Source organism: Phenylobacterium zucineum HLK1 (genome assembly GCF_000017265.1).
GTDB classification, from domain to species: Bacteria; Pseudomonadota; Alphaproteobacteria; order Caulobacterales; family Caulobacteraceae; genus Phenylobacterium; species Phenylobacterium zucineum.
Genome location: NC_011144.1, coordinates 891,863 through 911,780 on the forward strand (window position 1 = coordinate 891,863; position 19,918 = coordinate 911,780).

The 19,918-nt window shown below is 71.7% G+C and carries 22 protein-coding genes; 10 read left to right on the top strand and 12 right to left on the bottom strand.

Annotated elements, in window-relative coordinates:
• Window positions 1-4 precede the first annotated feature (4 nt).
• The 4 genes from PHZ_RS04400 (at window position 5) to PHZ_RS04415 (ending at window position 3,414) form a co-directional block, all read left to right on the top strand.
• Window positions 5-811, top strand: a complete 807-nt coding sequence (locus PHZ_RS04400; protein WP_012521369.1) for a DUF4198 domain-containing protein — start codon at window positions 5-7, stop codon at window positions 809-811.
• Window positions 812-816: 5 nt separating this feature from the next.
• Window positions 817-1,803 (top strand): FAD:protein FMN transferase, encoded by a 987-nt coding sequence (locus PHZ_RS04405; protein WP_012521370.1) that lies wholly within the window; start codon window positions 817-819, stop codon window positions 1,801-1,803.
• Between the two features lie 88 nt (window positions 1,804-1,891).
• On the top strand, window positions 1,892-2,185 hold the full coding sequence (locus tag PHZ_RS04410) for a putative quinol monooxygenase (protein WP_012521371.1): 294 nt from the start codon (window positions 1,892-1,894) through the stop codon (window positions 2,183-2,185).
• A gap of 5 nt (window positions 2,186-2,190) precedes the next feature.
• The gene (locus tag PHZ_RS04415; protein WP_012521372.1) at window positions 2,191-3,414 is read left to right on the top strand and encodes an acyl-CoA dehydrogenase family protein; all 1,224 of its coding nucleotides are present in this window, start codon (window positions 2,191-2,193) and stop codon (window positions 3,412-3,414) included.
• Window positions 3,415-3,420: 6 nt separating this feature from the next.
• On the opposite strand, the gene PHZ_RS04420 is transcribed toward PHZ_RS04415, so the two are convergent.
• The 3 genes from PHZ_RS04420 to PHZ_RS04430 form a co-directional block, all read right to left on the bottom strand.
• A complete protein-coding gene (locus PHZ_RS04420; RefSeq protein ID WP_049758134.1) occupies window positions 3,421-4,302 on the bottom strand; it encodes a hypothetical protein in 882 nt (293 codons plus the stop codon).
• 64 nt (window positions 4,303-4,366) lie between these two features.
• On the bottom strand, window positions 4,367-4,831 hold the full coding sequence (locus PHZ_RS04425; RefSeq protein WP_049758135.1) for a CHRD domain-containing protein: 465 nt from the start codon (window positions 4,829-4,831) through the stop codon (window positions 4,367-4,369).
• Between the two features lie 69 nt (window positions 4,832-4,900).
• Complete coding sequence (locus tag PHZ_RS04430) at window positions 4,901-6,178, bottom strand: cytochrome P450 (protein WP_012521375.1); 1,278 nt, start codon at window positions 6,176-6,178, stop codon at window positions 4,901-4,903.
• A 150-nt stretch (window positions 6,179-6,328) separates the two neighbouring features.
• On the opposite strand from PHZ_RS04430, the gene PHZ_RS04435 reads away from it, so the two are divergent.
• Entirely contained in the window at window positions 6,329-6,808 is a 480-nt protein-coding gene (locus PHZ_RS04435; RefSeq protein WP_201765267.1) for a GFA family protein, read from the top strand.
• A 6-nt stretch (window positions 6,809-6,814) separates the two neighbouring features.
• Here PHZ_RS04435 and PHZ_RS04440 read toward each other — a convergent pair whose 3' ends face one another.
• On the bottom strand, window positions 6,815-7,726 hold the full coding sequence (locus PHZ_RS04440; protein ID WP_012521377.1) for an SMP-30/gluconolactonase/LRE family protein: 912 nt from the start codon (window positions 7,724-7,726) through the stop codon (window positions 6,815-6,817).
• A gap of 259 nt (window positions 7,727-7,985) precedes the next feature.
• Here PHZ_RS04440 and PHZ_RS04445 point away from each other — a divergent pair, with 259 nt between their 5' ends.
• Window positions 7,986-10,430: a TonB-dependent receptor gene (locus PHZ_RS04445; protein WP_012521378.1), complete on the top strand. Its 2,445-nt coding sequence runs from the start codon at window positions 7,986-7,988 to the stop codon at window positions 10,428-10,430.
• Between the two features lie 58 nt (window positions 10,431-10,488).
• Here PHZ_RS04445 and PHZ_RS04450 read toward each other — a convergent pair whose 3' ends face one another.
• The 4 genes from PHZ_RS04450 to PHZ_RS04460 all read right to left on the bottom strand — a co-directional run bounded on the left by PHZ_RS04450 (window position 10,489) and on the right by PHZ_RS04460 (window position 12,483).
• On the bottom strand, window positions 10,489-11,007 hold the full coding sequence (locus tag PHZ_RS04450) for a dihydrofolate reductase (protein ID WP_012521379.1): 519 nt from the start codon (window positions 11,005-11,007) through the stop codon (window positions 10,489-10,491).
• A gap of 47 nt (window positions 11,008-11,054) precedes the next feature.
• Window positions 11,055-11,216 carry a hypothetical protein gene (locus PHZ_RS23000; RefSeq protein ID WP_183280999.1) on the bottom strand — a complete coding sequence of 54 codons (162 nt, stop codon included), beginning with the start codon at window positions 11,214-11,216 and terminating at the stop codon, window positions 11,055-11,057.
• Between the two features lie 95 nt (window positions 11,217-11,311).
• The gene (locus PHZ_RS04455; protein ID WP_041373162.1) at window positions 11,312-11,623 is read right to left on the bottom strand and encodes a pyrophosphohydrolase domain-containing protein; all 312 of its coding nucleotides are present in this window, start codon (window positions 11,621-11,623) and stop codon (window positions 11,312-11,314) included.
• Window positions 11,623-12,483, bottom strand: a complete 861-nt coding sequence (locus tag PHZ_RS04460; RefSeq protein ID WP_012521381.1) for a thymidylate synthase — start codon at window positions 12,481-12,483, stop codon at window positions 11,623-11,625. Before PHZ_RS04460 ends, PHZ_RS04455 begins: the two co-directional genes overlap by 1 nt.
• A gap of 162 nt (window positions 12,484-12,645) precedes the next feature.
• On the opposite strand from PHZ_RS04460, the gene PHZ_RS04465 reads away from it, so the two are divergent.
• Window positions 12,646-12,891 carry a hypothetical protein gene (locus PHZ_RS04465; RefSeq protein WP_041373164.1) on the top strand — a complete coding sequence of 82 codons (246 nt, stop codon included), beginning with the start codon at window positions 12,646-12,648 and terminating at the stop codon, window positions 12,889-12,891.
• A 17-nt stretch (window positions 12,892-12,908) separates the two neighbouring features.
• Here the strand turns inward: PHZ_RS04465 and PHZ_RS04470 are convergent, their stop codons facing one another.
• Complete coding sequence (locus PHZ_RS04470) at window positions 12,909-13,451, bottom strand: DUF924 family protein (RefSeq protein ID WP_012521382.1); 543 nt, start codon at window positions 13,449-13,451, stop codon at window positions 12,909-12,911.
• Between the two features lie 144 nt (window positions 13,452-13,595).
• Here PHZ_RS04470 and PHZ_RS04475 point away from each other — a divergent pair, with 144 nt between their 5' ends.
• Entirely contained in the window at window positions 13,596-14,600 is a 1,005-nt protein-coding gene (locus PHZ_RS04475; RefSeq protein ID WP_012521383.1) for an RcnB family protein, read from the top strand.
• Between the two features lie 4 nt (window positions 14,601-14,604).
• Here the strand turns inward: PHZ_RS04475 and PHZ_RS04480 are convergent, their stop codons facing one another.
• A complete protein-coding gene (locus PHZ_RS04480) occupies window positions 14,605-15,075 on the bottom strand; it encodes a 5' nucleotidase, NT5C type (protein ID WP_041373168.1) in 471 nt (156 codons plus the stop codon).
• Between the two features lie 25 nt (window positions 15,076-15,100).
• A complete protein-coding gene (locus tag PHZ_RS04485; RefSeq protein ID WP_012521384.1) occupies window positions 15,101-15,583 on the bottom strand; it encodes a Fur family transcriptional regulator in 483 nt (160 codons plus the stop codon).
• Between the two features lie 104 nt (window positions 15,584-15,687).
• Here PHZ_RS04485 and PHZ_RS04490 point away from each other — a divergent pair, with 104 nt between their 5' ends.
• A complete protein-coding gene (locus tag PHZ_RS04490; RefSeq protein ID WP_041373171.1) occupies window positions 15,688-17,739 on the top strand; it encodes a TonB-dependent receptor in 2,052 nt (683 codons plus the stop codon).
• Window positions 17,740-17,743: 4 nt separating this feature from the next.
• Here PHZ_RS04490 and PHZ_RS04495 read toward each other — a convergent pair whose 3' ends face one another.
• Window positions 17,744-18,535: a hypothetical protein gene (locus PHZ_RS04495; protein ID WP_012521386.1), complete on the bottom strand. Its 792-nt coding sequence runs from the start codon at window positions 18,533-18,535 to the stop codon at window positions 17,744-17,746.
• A 45-nt stretch (window positions 18,536-18,580) separates the two neighbouring features.
• Here PHZ_RS04495 and PHZ_RS04500 point away from each other — a divergent pair, with 45 nt between their 5' ends.
• Window positions 18,581-19,891: an SLC13 family permease gene (locus PHZ_RS04500; protein ID WP_012521387.1), complete on the top strand. Its 1,311-nt coding sequence runs from the start codon at window positions 18,581-18,583 to the stop codon at window positions 19,889-19,891.
• The last annotated feature ends 27 nt before the right edge of the window (window positions 19,892-19,918 follow it).

The window sequence follows — 19,918 nt, forward strand, 5'->3', positions numbered from 1 at the left end:
ACCGATGTCCAACGCCTTCCGCGCGGCCGCCGTGGCCGCCCTCGTGAGCCTCGCCGCGGCCCCGGCCGCCCACGCCCACCGGATGTGGCTCGCCCCCTCCGCGACCGTGCTCTCGGCCGCCGATCCGTGGGTTACGGTCGATGCGGCGGTCTCCAACACGCTGTTCTACGCCGACCACGTGCCGATGCGGCTGGAAGGCGTCCGGGTGACCGGCCCCGACGGCCAGCCGGTGGAGATCCGCAACGGCTCGACGGGCAAGTACCGCTCGACCTTCGACGTCCAGCTGGCCAAGCCCGGCACCTATCGGATCGCCAACGTCGCCGAGAGCGCCATGGCCTCGTACAAGCAGGGCGGCGAGACCAAGCGCTGGCGCGGCCCGGCGGCCCAGCTCGCCACGGCGATCCCCAAGGACGCCGCCGACGTGCAGGTGACCCACAGCCTCCGCCGGGTGGAGACCTTCGTCACCTCGGGCGCGCCGAACGCCACGGCGCTGAAGCCCGCCGGCCGCGGTCTCGAGCTGGAGCCGATCAGCCATCCCAACGACCTGGTGGCCAGCGAACCGGCGAAGTTCCGCCTGCTCAACGACGGCAAGCCCGCGGCCGGGGTCGAGGTGGAGGTCGTGCTGGGCTCCACGCGCTACCGCGACAAGGGCGTGGAGATGAAGGCGACGACCGGCGCGGACGGCGTCTTCGAGATCGCCTGGCCCGAGGCCGGCCTCTATTGGCTGGAAGCGGGCGTCCAGGGCCCCGGCGAGAACGGCCAGCGCCGCAGCCTTGGCTATGTCGCCACCTTCGAGGTCCTGCCCGACTAGGAGCCATGCGCCGCGTCGCGATCCCCCTCGATCTGACGCCCGAGGCCGCCCGTCCCCGCGAGGGGCGGGCGGTTTCGCTGTCCGGTCCCACCATGGGCGTCGCCTGGACGCTGAAGGCGCGTGCGCCGGCCGGGCTGTCGGACGCCGCGGTCGCGGCGGCCGTGCAGGGCGCCTGCGACCGCGTGGTCGCCGAGATGAGCCAGTGGGAGCCGGGCAGCGACCTTACCCGTTTCAACCGCGCCCCGGCGGGAAGCTGGACCGACCTGCCGCCCGACTTCGCGACGGTGATGGAGGCGGCCCTGGAGCTGGCGCGGACCAGTGACGGCGCCTTCGATCCGACCCTGGGCGACCTCGTGGACCTGTGGGGCTTCGGGCCCGCCGGGCCAGCCGCGACGATCCCCGACCCTACGGCGCTGCGGGCGGCCCGCGCCGGCTGGGCGGACCTGCGCCTGGACGCGGGGCGGCTGTTCCAGCCGGGAGGCGTGGCCCTTGACCTGTCCGGCGTCGCCAAGGGCTACGGCGTCGACCTCGCCGCTGCGGCGCTGCGAGGGCTGGGCGTGCGCGACTTCCTGCTCGAGATCGGCGGCGAGCTGCGCGGGGAAGGGGTGAAGGGCGACGGCGAGCCCTGGTGGGTGGAGGTCGAGCGGCCGCCGGACGCGGATCTGGCCGAGCCGCCGGTGCTCGTCGCCCTGCACGGCCTCTCCGTCGCCACCTCCGGCGACTGGCGCCGCGCCTTCGTCTCGGACGGGCGCCGCTACGCCCACACCCTCGATCCCGCGACGCGCGCGCCGCTCCCCGCGGACGTGGCCGCCGCCACGGTGGTCCATCGCGACTGCCTGCACGCCGACGCGCTCTGCACCGCGCTGCTGGTGCTGGGCTCCCGCGCCGAGGCCTTCGCGCGCGAGCACGACGTCGCCGCGCTGATCCTGCGCCGCGCGGCGGGGGGCTACGAGGAAGTCCTCACCCCCGCCTTCGAGCGCCTGCTGGCCTGAGGCGCGCGCGAGGTTGCGCGACGTCAGTCTTGCGGCGGCGGCGGGCCGGCTCTACCGTCCGTTCAAACAAGTGTTGGGAGGACCTCCAATGACCATCGGTGTGATCGCCAAGCTGCCCATCCAGGACGGCAAGGGGGCGGAGTTCGAGGCCTTCTTCACCGAGCTGGCCCGGCAGGTCCGCGCCAACGAGCCGGGCAACATCGCCTATCAGCTCACCAAGAGCCGCACCGAGCCGAACGTCTACAAGGTGCTCGAGCTCTACAAGGACCAGGACGCGCTGACCCACCACGGCGGCACCGAGTACTTCAAGGCCGCCGGGCCGAAGTTCGCCGGCTTCCTCGCCGGCCGGCCCGAGATCGAATACCTGGACGGCGTGGGCTGACCGCCATGGACCTGGATTTCTCCCCCGAAGAGCTCGCCTTCCGCGACGAGGTCCGCGCGTTCATCGCCGAGGCCTACGACGACGACATGCGGGCCCGCATGGCCCAGTCGAAGAACGGTTACCTCGACAAGGAGAGCCAGGTCCGCTGGCTGAAGAAGCTGCACGAGAAGGGCTGGATCGCGCCCGACTGGCCGGTCGAGTACGGCGGCACGGGCTGGAGCCTCGGCAAGAAGTACGTCTTCGACATGGAGATGGCGCTGGCCGGCGCCCCCTCCACCTCGAACATGGGCCTCAAGATGTGCGCCCCCGTGGTGATGGCCTTCGGGACCGACGAGCAGAAGCAGCAGCACCTGCCGAAGATCCTCTCCACCGACGTCTGGTGGTGCCAGGGCTACTCCGAGCCGGGCTCGGGCTCGGACCTCGCGTCGCTGGCCCTCAAGGCCGAGCGGGACGGCGACCACTATGTCCTGAACGGCTCTAAGACCTGGACGACCCTGGCCCAGTGGGCCGACTGGATGTTCTGCCTCGTGCGGACCTCGAACGAGGACATCCGCCAGAAGGGCATCTCGTTCCTGCTGATCGACATGAAGACGCCGGGCATCTCGATCCGGCCGATCCCGACGCTGGACGGCCCGGTCGAGGGCGAGCAGGAGATCAACGAGACGTTCTTCGACAACGTCCGCGTGCCGGTCGCCAACCGCATCGGCAAGGAAGGCGAGGGCTGGACCTACGCCAAGTACCTGTTGCAGTTCGAGCGCGGCAACGCCTACGCGCCCGGCCTGCAGAACCAGCTGCGCAAGGTGCGCAAGATCGCCAGCCTCGAGCGCTCCGACCGCGGCGGTTCGATGATGGGCGACCCCGACTTCCGGCGGAAGCTGTCGGAGGTGGAGATCAAGGTCGAGGCCCTGAACGCCACCGAACTGCGGATCTTCGCCGGCCGCGCCAACGGCGAGGCCATGGGGGCGGTGTCGTCCATGCTGAAGCTGGAAGGCAGCCAGATGCAGCAGGCGATCACCGAGCTGGCCCTGGAGGCCGCCGGCCTCTACGCCCAGCCGTTCGTGCGCGACACCTGGGCCGAGCTGAACGGCGAGACCAACGCCTTCCGCGCGGGCCCCGACTACGCGGCCACCGTCGCGCCGCAGTACTTCAACTACCGCAAGACCTCGATCTACGCCGGCTCGAACGAGATCCAGCACAACATCATGGCCAAGATGGTGCTCGGCCTCTGAGCCGTCTCAGGCGGCGGGCCGCCGCCCAGGCGTGGCCGCCTGCAGCTGGGTGGAGGCGCCGTGCGGCACCCGCGCGCTCGCCAGCACCTGGCCCGGGCGGCTGTCGCGGTCGGTGAACACGATCTCCAGGTCCTCGCGGCCGACGAGGCGGCCGGGCGCCTCGATGCGGATCCGGCGGCGGTCGATCTCGCGATAGACGCCGACGCCGCGGAGCACCGCCACCGTCTGGCCGCCGGCGCTGACGGTCACATCCCCGAACAGCGAGCTTTCGCCCTGCCGCACGAGGTCGAAGCTCAGCACGGCCGGCTCGGCGCCCCGCCCCCGCTGCAGGTGCGTCGCGGCGATCCCCGCCTGGACGTCCACCGGGCCGTTGCGCACGAAGACCGGGATCGACTGGGCCCACAGCACGGTGGGCGGCGCCGGCGCCGCACCGGGCTCGGACCCCCGCGCCGCTTCGGGCGCGCGGGCGGTCACCGTCAGGTGGGTGCGGTATTCCCCGGCCGACGGGGCGGTCCCGGTCAGCCGCACGGTCAGCGTCCGCGTCTCGCCGGGCGCCAGGACCACGCGGGCGGCGTCGGCCGCCAGGAGGGGGCGGGCCGAGCGGTGCGCGGCGGCCGCGGCGCGCAGGGCCGGGGTGGCGGCGACGGCGTCCTGCGCCGTCACCAGCGCCCCGTCGGGGCCCATGACCCGGTCGATGAAGCTCACGTCGAACGCCCCGCCCGCCGGAGCCGAGATCGTCACCTCGCCCGTGGCGCGCGCCTCGCTGAGCACCAGGCGCTTGGGCTCGAGCTGCAGGTCGGCTCCGACCTGCCGCGGCGCGGCGGCCCCCGCCGCCAGCGGGATGGCGACGGCGAGGATCGCCGATAGGGTGCGTCCGGCCCAGCTCATGCACGCCATGGTAGATGATCGGCCGCCGCAAGGGCGCGCGGCGCAATGTCTCACGCGCGCGGCGTCAGCGCGTCAGCTGGCCCCGCACGGCGCCGGCCGGGAACTCGGCGTTGTGGACGTTGACGTAGTACCCGCCAGGGTTCTGCTGGATGTCCTTGGCGACCGCCGCGTCCGCCGTGGCGCAACCCTTGGACTTGCCGTCGGCGCCGGGCGCGGTGAGCGGGACCACCGGCGGGCCGGCGGCGTCGGGGCCGCCCTTGTGGATGTGGGCCGCCGTGGCCGGCGCGATCTTCTCGACGCTCAACTCGTAGCAGACCTGAGACTGGGCCGCGTCGATGCGGACGGTGGCGTGGCCCGCGCCGTCGGGATCGCCGGGCTTGGGCTTCTCGGCCGCGCCGGTCAGGTGGGCGCCGAGCGCCGGGGCTTTCGGGGTCTGGGCGTAGGCGGCCAGGGCGAACAGGCCGACCGCGGCGGCGACCATCAGGGCGGGCGTGTAGCGGAACAGCACGCGGGCTTGCGCTTGGCTCATGGGCGTCCTCCAAGGATCGCCCCACCCCGGCTCGAGCGGGGCGAACTGAAGCGCAAGCCCGCGCCGCCGTCAATTGCGGGTGGGGATCACCACCGGCAGTTCCTCGTAGCCCTTGACGAACGAGGAGTAGACCCGCCGCGGCGGCCCCACGACCTCGAGCCGCGGGAAGCGGGCCAGGATCTCTTCCCAGATGATCTTCAGCTGCAGCTCGGCCAGGCGGTTGCCCACGCAGCGGTGGACGCCGAAGCCGAACGACAGGTGCTGGCGCACCCGCGGCCGCTCGATCCAGTAGTCGTTCGGCCGGTCGATGACCTCCTCGTCCCGGTTGCCCGAGACGTACCACATGGCGACCTTGTCGCCCTCGCGGATGGTCTTGCCGCCCAGTTCGAAGTCGCGCTTGGCCCTGCGGCGCATGTAGGCCAGCGGCGTCTGCCAGCGGATGGTCTCGGAGACCATCGCGGGGATCAGGCCCGGGTTCTCGCGCAGCTTGCGGTCCTGGTCCGGGTTCTGGTGCAGCGCCAGCACCGAGCCGGAGATGGTGTTCCGCGTCGTGTCGTTGCCGCCCACGATCAGCAGGATCAGGTTCCCGAGGTACTCCATTCGGTCCATGTTCTTGGTGGACTCGCCGTGGGCCAGCATCGAGATCAGGTCCGGCTTCGGCGGGGCGTTCACCCGCTCGTTCCACAGCCGCATGAAGTAGTCGACGCACTCGAACAGCGTCTGGCGGCGCAGGTTCTCGTGCTCCTCGGGGTCGGTGGTGCCCAGGATGCCGCTCTCGGGCGCCGAGGTGGCCACGTCGGACCAGAAGGTCAGCTTGCGGCGGTCCTCCCAGGGGAAGTCGAACAGGGTCGCAAGCGTCATGGTCGTCAGCTCGATCGAGACCTTGTCGACCCAGTTGATCTCCTCGCCGATCGGCAGGTCGTCGAGGATCTTGCCCGCCCGCTCGCGGATGATCGGCTCGAGATAGGCCAGGTGGTTCGGCGCCACGATCGGCTGGACCGTCTTGCGCTGCACGTCGTGCTTCGGCGGGTCCATGGCGATGAACATCGGCAGGGTGAAGTCGTCCGCCGGGTCGGGCAGCACGATGGTCGGCTCGGACGAGAAGACCTCGTGGTTCGTGTCCACCGCCATGATGTCGTTGTACTTGGTCACCGACCAGTAGCCGCCGACGTCCTCGTGGGGCGAGACGCCCCAGTGGACCGGGTCTTCCTTCCGCAGCCGCTCGAAGTACGGCCACATCGTATCGGTGCGGAAGAGCTCCGGATCGGCCGGATTGATCTCTTCGATCGGCATCGAATAGGCCGCGTCGCGCGCCGCGCGCTGCAGGTCGATCGAGGCGTCGTCCATGGTCGCTCCTCCTGGCGGGTCTCGGCGCCCGCACTCTCGCGAAGTGAACGATGATCGGTTAGCGCCGGCCTGTCAATCAAACCTGACGGGGGCGTCAACTTTCTGGACGACCTCTTGCGCCGGGAACCTTGGCGCGCATCATGGGGCGGCGTGGGCAGGGAGGACGCCATGGAGGGCGGCTGCGCGTGCGGCGCGGTGCGATACCGGCTCACGTCCGGGCCGATGATCGTTCACTGCTGCCATTGCCGGGACTGCCAGCGCCAGACGGGCTCGGGCTTCGTCGTCAATGCGCTGATCGAGACGGATCGGATCGTGGTCGCTTCGGGTGCGCCCGAGCCCACGCGCATGCCGACCGACAGCGGCCGGGTCCATGACGTCTACCGCTGTCCCCGGTGCCGCACGGCGCTGTGGTCGGACTACGGCGCCCGCCCGGCGCTGCGGTTCGTGCGCGTGGGGACCCTGGACGAGCCGGTGGCGCTCCCGCCCGACGTGCACATCTTCACCCGATCCAAGCTGCCGTGGGTGGGTCTGCCGGAAGGGGCGAGGACCTTCGAGGTCTACTACGACATGCGGAAGGAATGGACGCCGGAGGCGCTGGCGCGCCGCCGGGCCGCCGTCGGCGACGTCTGACGCCGCTCAGCCGTTGAAGTTCAGCTTCAGGCCCGGCCGCGGCCACTTGGCCCGGTAGAGCTTGCCGGTCCCCGAGGCGGTGATCCAGGCGGTCCTCATGTCGGGGCCGCCGAAGCAGATGTTGGTCACCAGGAGGTCCGGGAAGGGGTAGTGCTCGGTGGTTCCGTCGGGGTCGAAGGCGGTGATCCCGCCGTTGATGATGGTGGCCACGCAGACCTTGCCGCCGGCCTCCACCGCCAGACTGTCCAGCAGCTGGTAGCCGGGCAGGTTGCAGACCACCTTGCCGGGCGCGAAGCCGGGGCCGGGCTCCAGCACGCCGGGCTCGGCCACGTCGAAGGCCCACAGCCGGCCCAGGGTGGTGTCGGCCAGGTAGACGGTCTTCTCGTCGGGCGAGAGACCGATGCCGTTCGGGGAGGTCAGGTGGTCGCGCTGGCGCGAGATGTGCGAGCCGTCGGTCCGGGCGTAGTAGACCCCGCCGAACTTGCGCCCCTCGGGCGTCGAGCAGCCGTGGTCCGAGAACCAGAAGCCGCCCTGCTTGTCGAAGACGAGGTCGTTCGGCCCCACCAGCCGCTTGCCCTCGCAGCTGTCGTAGACGGTCGTGAGCTCGCCGCTCTTCAGGTCGAAGCGCTGGATCATGCCGCCGGTGTGCTCGGGCGGCGTGGGGCCGGGGATGGTCAGGCCGTCGCGCTCGATCCAGACGAACGAGCCGCCGTTGTTGGTGATCCAGATCGCCCCGTCGGGCCCGATGGCCGACCCGTTGGGCCCGCCGCCGGTCTCGACCACGGTCTCCTTGCGCCCGTCGGGCGTGATCCGCGTCAGCCGCCGGCCCTTGATCTCGGTGAGGATCACCGAGCCGTCGGCCATGGCGATCGGCCCCTCCGGAAACTCAAGCCCTTCGGCGATCAGTTCGATCTCCACCGCGTTCCTCCCTCTGCTTTTGCGCGACTATGCCCGCCCGGCGCCCGGCGAGTGAAGCCCCGTCGGCGCCTTCCGTGACGTCAAGTATTTCCGGGGCCGGGAAAGGAACCTGGTGAGGTATTCGCCTTCCGTTACTGCACCTATCACTTTCGACAGCTTGCGGCGACCTGTCCTCGACTTCAGGTTCTGCGCCTGCCGCCCGATCCGGGAGCGGCCATGAGACGGCGCCCATGCAGGCGACGTCCGAGGGAGGGATACGATGCTGCACCGTCCGGGCGCCCGCGCGCGCCTCATCCTTGGCGCTTCCGTCCTGGCGCTGCTCGCCGGGCCCGAGGCCTACGCGCAGGCCGCCGCCCAGACGGCCGGGCAGGAGACCGCGCTCGAGACCCTGGTGGTCACGGCCCAGCGGCGGGAGGAGAGCGCCAACTCGGTCGGCATGGCGATCCAGGCGGTGCGCGGCGAGGTGCTGGAACAGCTCCACGTCACCGACACCCGCGACCTCAGCGCCTTCGCGCCCAGCTTCACGGTTTCCCAGAGCTACCAGGGGGTGCCGACCTACACGCTGCGCGGCATCGGCTTCAACACGATCAACCTGTCGGCCACCTCCACCGTCGGCACCTATGTGGACGAGGTGGCCTACGCCTATCCGTTCATGATGACCGGCCCGGTGTTCGACCTGGAGCGGGTCGAGGTGCTGAAGGGGCCGCAGGGGACGCTCTACGGCCGCAACACCACCGCCGGCCTGATCGACTTCGTCACCCGCAAGCCCACAGAGGACGTCGAGGGCGCGCTCACCGCCGAGATCGGCAACTACCAGACGAAGAACCTCGAGGGCTACGTCAGCGGCCCGCTGGCCGAGGGCCTGGCCGGGCGGCTCGCGTTCCGCATGGAGAACAGCGACAAGGGCTGGCAGGTCTCCAACACCCGTGGCGAGCGGCTGGGCGAGGCCGACCGCTGGGGCGTCCGCGGCTCGCTCGCCTTCAATCCCAACGACCGGCTCTCGGTCGACGCCTCGGTCAGCTACTGGAAGAACCAGTCCGACACCGTCGCGGCCCAGGGGATCGGCTTCACCCCGGCGACCGCCAACAGCCCGTTCCTGGCGCCGGGCCTGGCCGACTACATCGCCGCCAATCCGCCGACCAAGGCCACCCAGGCCGACTGGGCGCCCGAGTCCGTCCGCGGCGTCGACATCGGCATCGGCCCCGGCCACGCCGGCCCGCTGCGCGAGGACAACACGTTCCTGGGCGTGAAGCTGAAGGTCGCCTACGACCTCTCCGACAGCGTCCGGCTCGTCTCGCTCACCGGCTACAACGACCTCAAGCGCCGGGCGCTGTTCGACTGGAGCGGCGCCCCTTACGAGATCCTGCTGCAGCGCGCCGTGGGCGACATCGAGTCCTTCTCCGAGGAGCTGCACCTCGAAGGCTCGACCGACCGCGCCAACTGGCTGGTGGGCGCCTACTACGCCAAGGACGAGATCCTCGATTCCAACCGCACCCTGCTGGGCCAGAACGCCAACGTGGGTCTGATCCGCTTCGCCGGCGCGGGCCTCCTCGCCACTCCGTTCAACACGGGCGGCTACACGGCCGAGCAGATGGCCCAGGCGTTCCGCACCTACGTCGACCGCGGCGACATCGAGACGAAGACCTGGAGCGTCTTCGCCAACGGCGACTACAGGATCACCGAAGCCCTCAAGCTCACCCTCGGCGTGCGCTACACCGAGGACAAGCAGGACTACGCCGGCTGCTCGCGCGACTTCAACGGCAGCATGCTGCCCAACGTCAACGTCGTGAACCGGGCGCTCTACTTCCAGACCTACGGCGTCATCCCCGACCAGATCGCCGCGAACGCCTGCAACACCTTCGATCCCGCGACCGGCCAGTTCGGCCTGGTGACCTCCACCCTGGACGAGAACAACGTCGCCTGGCGCGTGGCGCTGGACTGGACCCCGGCCGAGAACCTCCTGCTGTTCGGCTCGGTCTCGCGCGGCGCCAAGGCCGGGGCCACACCGATCAACGCCGCGAACATCTCGACCCAGAACGCTCCGGCCAACCAGGAGCTGCTCACCGCCTACGAGGTCGGCTTCAAGGCCGGCCTGCTCGATCGGCGCATGCAGGCCAACGTCAGCGCCTTCTACTACGACTACGAGGACAAGCAGCTCAGCGTCTATTTCGCCGACCCGATCTACACCGCGCTGTCGCGGCTGCAGAACGTGCCCAAGGGCGAGGCCTACGGGATCGACGGCGAGGTCACCTGGCGGATCATGCCCGAGCTGACGCTGATCGCCTCGGGCACCCTGCTGCACACCGAGGTCAAGGGCTACGTCGGGATCAACGCCGCGGGCCAGCCGCAGGACTTCGACGGTGCGCCCTTCCTCTACAGCCCCAAGCGCTCGTTCGCGCTCACCGCGCTCTACAGCCGCGAGCTGACCAGCGAGCTTGGCCTGCAGGCGGCGGTGAACGCCCGCTGGCAGAGCGACAGCCACGCCGACCTGGAGGGCGATCCCCGGTTCGTCATCGAGGACTACGGTCTGGTGAACGCCTCCATCGGCCTGCACAGCCTGGACGAGCGCTGGCGCGTCCAGCTCTGGGGCCGCAACCTCACCGACGAGTATTACTGGACCGCCGTCAGCTCGAACGCGAACGTCGTGGTCCGCTTCCCCGGCCAGCCGCGCACCTACGGCGCCTCGCTGACCCTCAGCTTCTAGGTCCCGGTTCCTCCCCTGAACGCCGGGACCGCCCTCGGGCGTGTCCCGGTGTCCTTTTTCAGAGGCGCTCCAGCACCCGCCAGGTGAAGGGGAAGTCGTCGGCGTCGGACGCGGGGTGGTTCTCGCGGGAGACTTCGCGCCAGCGGCTCTCGTCGATGGGCGAGAGCGTCACGTCTCCCTCGACGTCGGCATGCACCTCGGTGAGGTAGAGCCGCTGGGCCTTCTTCAGCGCCAGCTCGAACAGCGAGGCGCCGCCGATCACGCACACCTCGTCCGCGCCGTCCTCGGCCGCCTGCTCGCGGGCGATCTGCACGGCCTCCGAGAAGTCCTCGACCACCAGCGCCCCCGGCGCCTCGTAGCTCTGGTCGCGGGTCAGCACGATGTTGGTGCGGCCGGGCAGGGGGCGCTTGGGGAGGCTCTCCCAGGTCTTGCGGCCCATGATCACCGGCTTGCCCAGGGTGGTGCGCTTGAACAGCGCCAGGTCGGACTTCAGCCGCCAGGGCAGGGCGCCGTCCTTGCCGATGACGCCGTTGCGGGCCCGCGCGATGGGCCCGGCGGAAAGGATCACGTGCGACATGGCCGGGTTCTAGCCCGCGCCGGGCGTCCCGACCAAGCCGATCCCGGCTAGAAGAGGCCGGCGCGCTGCGCGATGACGATCGCGGCGACGATCAGGATGAGCGCCTGGATGATTGCGCCGAAGGGCGACGGCAGCGGCAGCTTCTGCACCGCCCAGGCGATGAGGGCGGCGACGACCAGGACGATGATGGCGAAGATCAGGATGGACATTCTGCGACCTCTCGAGCGGCCAGGCCGCGACGCCAGCTAAAGCGTATCGCAAGCTTAAGCGTTCCCGGCGGCCGGTCGGTTCCTGCGAGGGGCCGTTAGCCTGCCGGCTCCAGCCAGCTCAGCCACTTCTTCCGCACGGCCGCGTCCGGATCGATCCCGAACCGGCGGCAGTAGAGCAGCAGCATGCACAGCACGTCGGCGGCCTCGTCGGCGCGATCCTGCTCGCTGGCCTCCCCGCGGCCGCGGCCCGAGAGCCGCAGGTGCGCCTGGGACAGCTCGCCCAGCTCCTCCTGCAGCTTCAGCAGGAACCAGTCGTCGTCGCGGTCGATGGCGTACTTGCCGGCGTAGATGTCCGAGATCTTCTCGGCCGCGTCCGAGACCTCGGCGAAGGTGAGCCGCCCGCTCATCACACCGCGATCGGGGCCGGGATCGACGGGTGCGCCTGGTAGCCCTCGAGCTTGAAGTCCTCGTAGGCGAAGGCGAACAGGTCGTCCCTGTCGGCCACGTGCATGACCGGCAGCGGCATGGGCTCGCGGGCGAGCTGGATTCGGGCCTGCTCGACGTGGTTCAGGTAGAGGTGCGCATCGCCCAGGGTGTGGACGAACTCGCCGGGCGCGTAGCCCGTCACCTTGGCCATCATCAGGGTCAGCAGGGCGTAGCTGGCGATGTTGAACGGCACGCCCAGGAACACGTCGGCCGAACGCTGGTAGAGCTGGCACGACAGCCGCTTCACGCCGTCCCTGTCCGGGGCGACGAAGAACTGGAACAGGCAATGGCAGGGCGGCAGGGCCATGTCCTCCACCTCGGCCGGATTCCAGGCCGAAACGATGTGGCGGCGGCTCTCGGGATTGGTCTTCAGGCTGTTCACCACGCCCGAGATCTGGTCGATGACGCGGCCGTCCGGGGCCGCCCAAGAGCGCCATTGCTTGCCGTAGACGGGGCCGAGCTCGCCGTCGGCATCGGCCCATTCGTCCCAGATGGACACCCCGCGCTCCTGCAGCCAGCGCACGTTGGTGTCGCCGCGCAGGAACCACAGCAGTTCCAGGATGATCGACTTGCGGTGCAGCTTCTTGGTCGTCAGCAGGGGGAAGCCCTGGGAGAGGTCAAAGCGCATCTGGCGGCCGAAGACGCCCAGGGTGCCGGTGCCGGTGCGGTCGCCGCGGGCGGCGCCGGTCTCCAGGATGTCGGCCAGCAGGTTCAGGTACTGCCGCTCGGGATGGTCCGGGGCGGCGGCGTAGCGCTGGGCGAGGGCGACGTGGGCGTTCATGGGAGGCCGAGCCTCGCGCACGAAGTGATTCGGGAACAGTCGGCTTGGGCGCGTCGTCCACAGCCCGGCGGCCGCCGTCCCCAGATTACGAATTCTCAACTTGGCGGCGGCATGGCGACCCATTAATCGCGCGTGCAGTTTTTAATGTACGAGGTTCCGTGAATGCTGATCTCCGCCATCGCCGCCCTGGCCCTGTTCGCCTCGCCCGACGCGGGCGGCTCCGCCGCCGCGGCGGCCCCCGCCCCGGAGGCCAAGCCGGCCGCCGAGGCCAAGCCCAAGCGCGTCTGCAAGAAGCAGCCCGACGTCAGCGGCTCGCGCCTCGCCCGCAAGGTCTGCACGACCGAGACGCCGAAGGCCCAGCCCGCGCCCGCCGCCGAGGCCGCCGCGGCCGAGAAGCCGGCCGCCTAGGCGGCTGAGCCGAGCCGCTAGCCGGCGAAGCCCCCGTCGTCGAGGAACGCCTGTTCCTCGTCGGTCGTGACCCGGCCCAGCGCCGGGTTGCGGTGCGGGAAGCGCCCGAACCTCGTGATGATGTCGCGGTGGATCTCGGCCCACTTCAGGGTCTCCGGATCTCCCAGTTCGCGGGCCAGCTTCACCGCCAGGTCCTGGTCGGCCGGGTCCTCCGAATGCTCGAACGGCAGGAGGAAGAACTGGGCCAGCGCGGGATCGACCTCCTCCTGCCAGCCCTTCTCCACGACCGCGCGGGCGACCTGCCGCGCCTTGCCGTCGGTGGCGAAGGCGTGGCCCGAGCCGCGGTACAGGTTCCGCGGAATCTGATCCAGCAGGATGACCAGCGCCAGGGCGCCCTCGGGCGTCTGCGCCCACGCGTCGTAGGCCCCGCGGGCCGCGGCGTGGTGCGTGGGCTCGAACCTCAGCCGGCAGGCCTCGTCGAACGCGGGGCCGCCGCGGAACCACTTCGTCGGCCCGGCGTGACGCCAGAATCCGAGGACGTCGTTGGGCGTGGCGGCCATGCGGGGCTCCTCCTGGTCCTGACCTGAACCGGCACAGTTGGGCGCCCGTGCGTCCCGTTCAAGCACGGTTCAGGCTGGGGCGTGCTTGCTCGCGGCGAGGGAAGCCGGCGGCCTGCGGATTGCAGTCCGTCCCGAGTGATCGCGATGAAGACAACAACCCTGGCGGCGCTGGCCGTCCTGCTGCTGGCCGGGACGGCGCTGCCCGCCGCCGCCGTCGCCCAGGAGCGCGGCCCGCGCGAGCGCCCGCAGTTCGGCCAGGACGGCGGCCGGGAGCGGCCGAACCGCGAGTTCCGCCGCGAGGCCCGCGAGGCCCGTGGGGATCGGCGTGGCGACTTCAGGAGGAGCCGCGAGGGGGCGGCCGCCGCGACGGCGCCACAAGCCGCGCAGGCGCCCCTGGCTCCCGGGGCGCCCGAAGCTCCGCGCGCCCGCCGCGTGGATCGCGACCAGGCCGACCTGTGGCGCAGCGACCGCCAAAGGAGCGAGCGCCAGAGGGGTGACCGTCGCGGATCCGTCGTCGGCCGTCCCGGCGGCTGGGTGGACGACGACGGCGACGACCTTGCCAACATCAGCCCCGCCGACCGGGCCGACCGCGAGGACCGCCGCGAGGCGCGCGAGTGGCGGCGCTGGCAGAACGGCGAGACCCGGCGCTTCGACGCCGGCCCCAACGCTCGGCCCGACGCCCGGCGCGAGGTCCAGGCCCAGGACCGGGATCGCGCCCGAGATCGCGACAGGGACCGGGATCGCAACTGGGACCGCCGGGGCCGCGACGACGACCGGCGCGACTGGAACGGCCGCTGGGACCGGAGTGACCGCGACCGCTGGGACCGCCATGACCGCGACCGCGACCGCCGCCGCGGCGACCGGCCCTACTGGAGCCAGGGCCGCTATCCGTTCAGCTATCACAGCACCCGCCGCTACCGCGGCCCCCGCTGGGTGGCCCCGCCGGGCTTCTACGTCCGCAGCTGGTCGCACGGCGACTACCTGCCCTGGGGCTGGTACGGCGCGAGCTACCGTCTGGACGACTGGTGGGCCTACGGCCTGCCCTGGCCGCCGCCCGGTTTCGACTGGGTGAGGTCGGGCCCCGACGTCCTGCTGGTCGACCGCTTCAGCGGCCGCATCGTCCAGGTCGTGCGGATGGTGTTCTGGTAGGGCGCTAGAGGTAGCCCAGGGCCCGGAGCTCGGCGATCGAGCTGCGGGCGCTCCGGTGCAGCACGAACCTGCCGCCGGCCTGCTCCCACAGGTGGCGGTGCTTGTCGCGGTCGTCCACCAGCACGTCGCCGGGATGGCAGTGCTCGCGCTTCAGCGCCGCCAGGGTGGTGATCACCTCGACGCCGGGGAAGTGGCGCGCCGCCCAGCGCCGCTTCTGCGGCTCGGCCCAGGCCCCGCGCGGCAGGCCGGTCAGGATGATGGGATCGAGATGCCTGACCGCCTCGTAGAGCTCGTAGGCGTCGGGCATCGGCTCCAGATGCTCGAAGAAGCCGTCCGCCTGGGCCAGCCGCTTCCAGAACAGTCCGGGATTGTACCGCTTTTCGAAGACGCGCGGCGGCATGCCCAGCACCTGCTCGGCGCCCTTGTCGAAGTCGGCGAGCACGCCGTCGCAGTCGAGGTAGATCTGCTTGCGCATCGGCGAGGGGGAACGCCCGGCGGGCTCAGTGCTCCCGGCACGCGGCGCATAGGCCGCGGGCCTCCAGCGTCACCGAGCGGACCGCGTAGCCCGCCGCGGCCGCCGCGGCGAGCTGCGGGCCGAAGTCGGGCTCGAACTCCTGCGCCGCCCCGCAGCAGTCGCAGATCAGGAAGGCCGCCGCATGGCCGCCCTCGATCCGGCAGGGGACGTAGGCGTTCAGGCTCTCGATCCGGTGGGCGAAGCCCAGCCGCTCCAGGAACTCCAGCGCCCGGTAGACGGTCGGCGGCTTGGCCGGCTCGCCGTCGGCCCCGAAGGCGGCGATCAGGTCGTAGGCCTTCAGCGGCCCCTCCGAAGCCAGCAGCAGCTCCAGCACCCGCCGCCGCGGCGGCGTCAGACGCTCGTGGGTCTCGGCGCAGCGCGCCTCGGCCTCGCCCAGCGCCTGGCGCAGGGCCGAGCCCTTCAGGCCCGCCGGGGCGTCCTCGTCGTGATGATGGCAGTGCTGCGACATCGCCCTTCCAGCTAACCCGGTTCCGTCCGCGGCGCCAATGGCTTGACGGCTCGTTATGTTATTTCATAACAGTGACGCCTCGTCGCAAGTGCCCAGGACCCGATATGTCGCGCGCCCTTCTTTTCGCCGCCACCGCCGCCGCCGCCCTCGCCGCTGGCGCCGCCGCCGCCCAGGATCGCGGCGGGGAGCGGGAGGTGCGGGAGGTCGTGGTGACCGCCGCGCCCTACGCCGTGACCCTCGACTCGGCCACCACCAGCGTCGACATCCTCAAGCGCGACGAGCTCGACCAGGCGCCGTCGGGCGGCCTCGGCGACGTCTTGGCCGGGGTGGCCGGCGTGCGCTCCAGCGCCTTCGGCCCGGGCGCCAGCCGCCCGGTGATCCGCGGCCTGTCGGGTCCCCGCGTGCTGGTCCTCTCCAACGGCCTCGGCCAGGTCGACGCCAGCGCGCTCTCCCCCGACCACGCCGTGGCCACCGACCCCCAGGAGGCCGAGCGGATCGAGGTGCTGCGCGGCCCGTCCGCGCTCGCCTACGGCGGCTCGGCCATCGGCGGCGTGGTCAACATCATCGACGACCGGATCGCCGACGCCCCCGTCCCCGGCGTCGAGGGCCGACTGCTGGCCTCCGGCTCGACGGTGGACGAGGGCTGGACCGCCTCGGGCGCCCTGCGCGCGGGGGTCGGAAACTGGATCCTCAGCCTCGACGGCGTGCGCCGCCAGACGGACGACTACGATGTCCCCACCTCGCCGGAATCCCGCCGCCAGGTGGAGGCCGAGGGCGAGGCGTGGGGCGGTCCCGTCGGCTCCACGGTGGAGAACACCTTCACCGAACTCTCCGCCTACGGCGCCGGCCTCTCCTACGTGGGCGAGCGCGGCTATCTCGGCGTCTCGGTGAAGCGGACCGAGACGACCTACGGCGTCCCCGGCCACGCCCACGAACACGAACATGAGGGCGAGGAGCCCGAGGACGACGGCGACGAACACGGCCACGAGGAGGGCGCCGTCGCGATCGACCTGGAGCAGACCCGCTACGACCTGCGCGGCGAGTACGCCCTGGACCTCGGCCCGTTCGAGAAGGTCCGCTTCGCCGGCGGCTACGCCGACTACACCCACCAGGAGCTGGAGGGCGAGGCGGTCGGCACGACCTTCTCCTCCGAGGGCTGGGAAGGCCGGCTCGAGCTGATCCAGCCCGACCGGGGCGGCTGGCAGGGCGCGGTCGGCGTCCAGGCGCTGCGGCGCGACTTCGAAGCCGAGGGCGAGGAGGCCTTCGTGCCGCCCACCCGCACGACCGAGCTCGGCGTCTTCACCCTGCAGCGCTACGACCGCGACCGCTGGGGCGTGGAGGGCGGACTGCGGCTGGAGACCCGCGAGCTCGACAGCACGGTCGGCAAGCGCGACTTCACCGCCGTCTCGGCCTCGCTGGGCGGGTTCGTGCGTCCGGCGGACGGCTGGTTCTTCGCCCTCAGCGGCTCGCGCACCGAGCGCGCGCCCTCGCAGGAGGAGCTGTTCGCCGACGGCCCCCACCCGGCGACCCGCGCCTACGAACGCGGCGATGTCGGCCTCGACTCCGAGGTCTCCTACACCCTCGACTTCACCGGCCACTACGGCCGCGGCCGCTGGGACGTGGACGCCCACCTGTTCGCGGCGAGGTACGACGGCTTCATCGACCTGCTGCCGACCGGCGAGACCGACGAGGACTCCGAGCTGCCGGTCCACCAGTTCGTGCAGACCGACGCCACCTTCTACGGCGCCGAGATCGAGGGCTCGTACCGGCTGTGGGAGGAGGGCGCCCGCAGCTTCCGGCTCGAGGCCGCCGCCGACTACGTCCGCGGCAAGACCGACCTCGGCCCGCCGGCGCGCATCCCGCCGTGGTCGGTGGCCGGGCGCGGCGTCTTTGAGGGCGGCTGGTGGACGGGCCGGATCGAGGTCCGCCGCGTGGGCGATCAGGACCGGGTGGCGGCGCTTGAGCTGCCCACCGACGGCTACACCATGCTCAACGCCGGGCTGACCTTCCGTCCGCTGAAGGATCCCGGCTTCAAGGTCTTCGTCGAGGGCCGCAACCTGACCGACGTGGAGGCGCGCGAGCACGCCTCGTTCCTGAAGGACATCGCGCCCCTGCCGGGCCGCAACCTCCGCGTCGGCGTGGGCTACCGGTTCTAGGTCGTCAGCTGCGCCACTCGGCCAGCATCTGGCCGGTGGCGTCCTCGAACGCGACGCGGCCCAGCTCCACCCGCACGAGGCAGACGGGCCGCACGTCTGGGTGGCTGCTGCGGCAGGCGATCGGCTGCGGGCCCACCACCCGGCCCTCCAGCACCAGCCGGTAGCCGCCGGCGGAGGGCTCCTGGCCCTCGTCGAGCTTGCGCGTGACCTCGTAGGGCCTGTCGCCCCGGCGCAGCAGGCGCGAGCCCTCGGCGCCGAACGCCTGGGCCAGGCCCACCGTCTCGGGGGCCGGCGGTATGGCGGCCATCTCCGGCGCCGGGCGCGGCGGGCAGGTCTCGGCGTCGGTCCAGGGCCGGCGCAGCCAGAAGCCCTCGATCGACTCCACCGTCTCGCCGCCGACCAGGTCGCGGGCCCACGCGGCCTCGGTCCAGACCTCGGGCTGGGCGGTCAGCCGCAGCGTGCGCCGCTCGGGATTCCAGGCGTAGCCGAGCCGCGGCCGCTCCTCGGGGCCCCAGCACCCCAGCGGCAGCCGGATCGTGAACCGGCGCCCCTCCAGGGCCGCGGCCGCCTCGGGATAGGTCCCGTTCGTGGCGGCGGCCGAGGCGGCGGCGCGCACGGCGTCCAGCAGTTCGGCCCGGCCCAGCGGCGGCGGCGGCGTGGGGATCGACGGCTGCGCGGGCGCGGGGACCGGCTGCGGCGCAGGCTCGGCGGTCTCCGGGCGGTCGCACGCGGACGCGGCGAGGGCGAGGAGGGCGGCGCAACCCAGGCGCCGCGAAGTCCCGTCTGCTCGGCTCATACGGCGACGATAGCAGCCCGGGCGCGGCTGGCCTACTTTGCGCCGATGACCTTCGACCAAATCGCCGCGCTGACCGTGCTTGTCGCCGTCGTGGCGGCCCTGATCTGGGGCAAGCTGCGGTCCGACGTGGTGGCGCTGGCGGGCGCGGCCGCCCTGCTGGGCCTGGGCGTGGTGCGCCCGGTGGAGGCCCAGAGCGCCTTCGCGAGCCCGGCCCTGATCGCGCTCGCCTCGCTGTTCGTCATCGCCTACGCGATGGAGCTGTCGGGCCTGCTGGACGCGGTGATCCGGCTCGCCATCCGTCTCTGCCGGCGGCTGGGCGCGCTCGGCCTCTGGCTGGTGATCCTGTTCTGCGGCGCCGCCTCCGCCTTCCTGAACAACACGCCCATCGTGGTGCTGGCCGCGCCGGTGGTGCGCGACGTGGCGATCTCCCAGAACCTGCCGCCCAAGCGGTTCCTGATCCCGCTCTCGTACGTCACCATCCTGGGCGGCGCCTGCACCCTGATCGGCACGTCCACCAACCTGCTGGTCAACGACATGGCCCGCAGCGCCGGCCAGCCCACCTTCAACCTGTTCGACATCACCCCCGTGGCCCTGGTGATCGGCGCGGTCGGCGGCCTCTACCTGCTGCTCTTCGCGCCCCGGCTGCTGCGCGACGGCGAGGGCGGGGCCGACATCCCCTACGACCAGGCGGTGCGCGACGCGGCCGCCAGCGGCAACGGCACCATCGGCGACGCCAGCCTGTTCGCCGAGAGCCGCAGCCTGGACCTGCCGCGGGGGCTCGCCGCCTTGGGGGTGTTCGTCGCAGTCATCGTGGTGGCGGCCATGGGCTATGCGCCGATCGCCGCCTCGGCCTTCACCGGCGCGGTCCTCCTGGTGCTCACCCGGGTCATCAGTGCGGACGAGGCCTACCGGGGGCTTCGGCCGCAGATCCTTCTGCTGATCGCCGGCATGGTCGTCGTGGGCCTGTCGCTGGAGGTCACCGGCCTGGCGGCCACGGCGACCTCGGCGCTGACCGCGGTGGTCGGAGGGCTGGGGCCGCTCGCGACGCTGGCGGTGCTCTACGGCCTGACCCTGTTCCTGACCGAGATCCTGTCGAACGCCGCCGTCGCGGTGCTGCTCACGCCGGTCGCGGTGGCCTTGGCCGAGACCCTCGGCGTCAGCCCGCAGCCGTTCATCGTCGCCGTGATGATGGCGGCGAGCGCCGCGTTCGCGACCCCCTTCGGCTACCAGACCAACGTGCTGGTCTTCGAAATGGGCCGCTACAACTACATGGATTTCGTTCGGATCGGCCTGCCGCTGAACTTCGTGACCTGGGCGGCGGGCGTCGCCGCCATCCCGGTTTTCTTCCCGTTCTAGGCGCGGCTCGCCCGGCGAAGGCGGGGC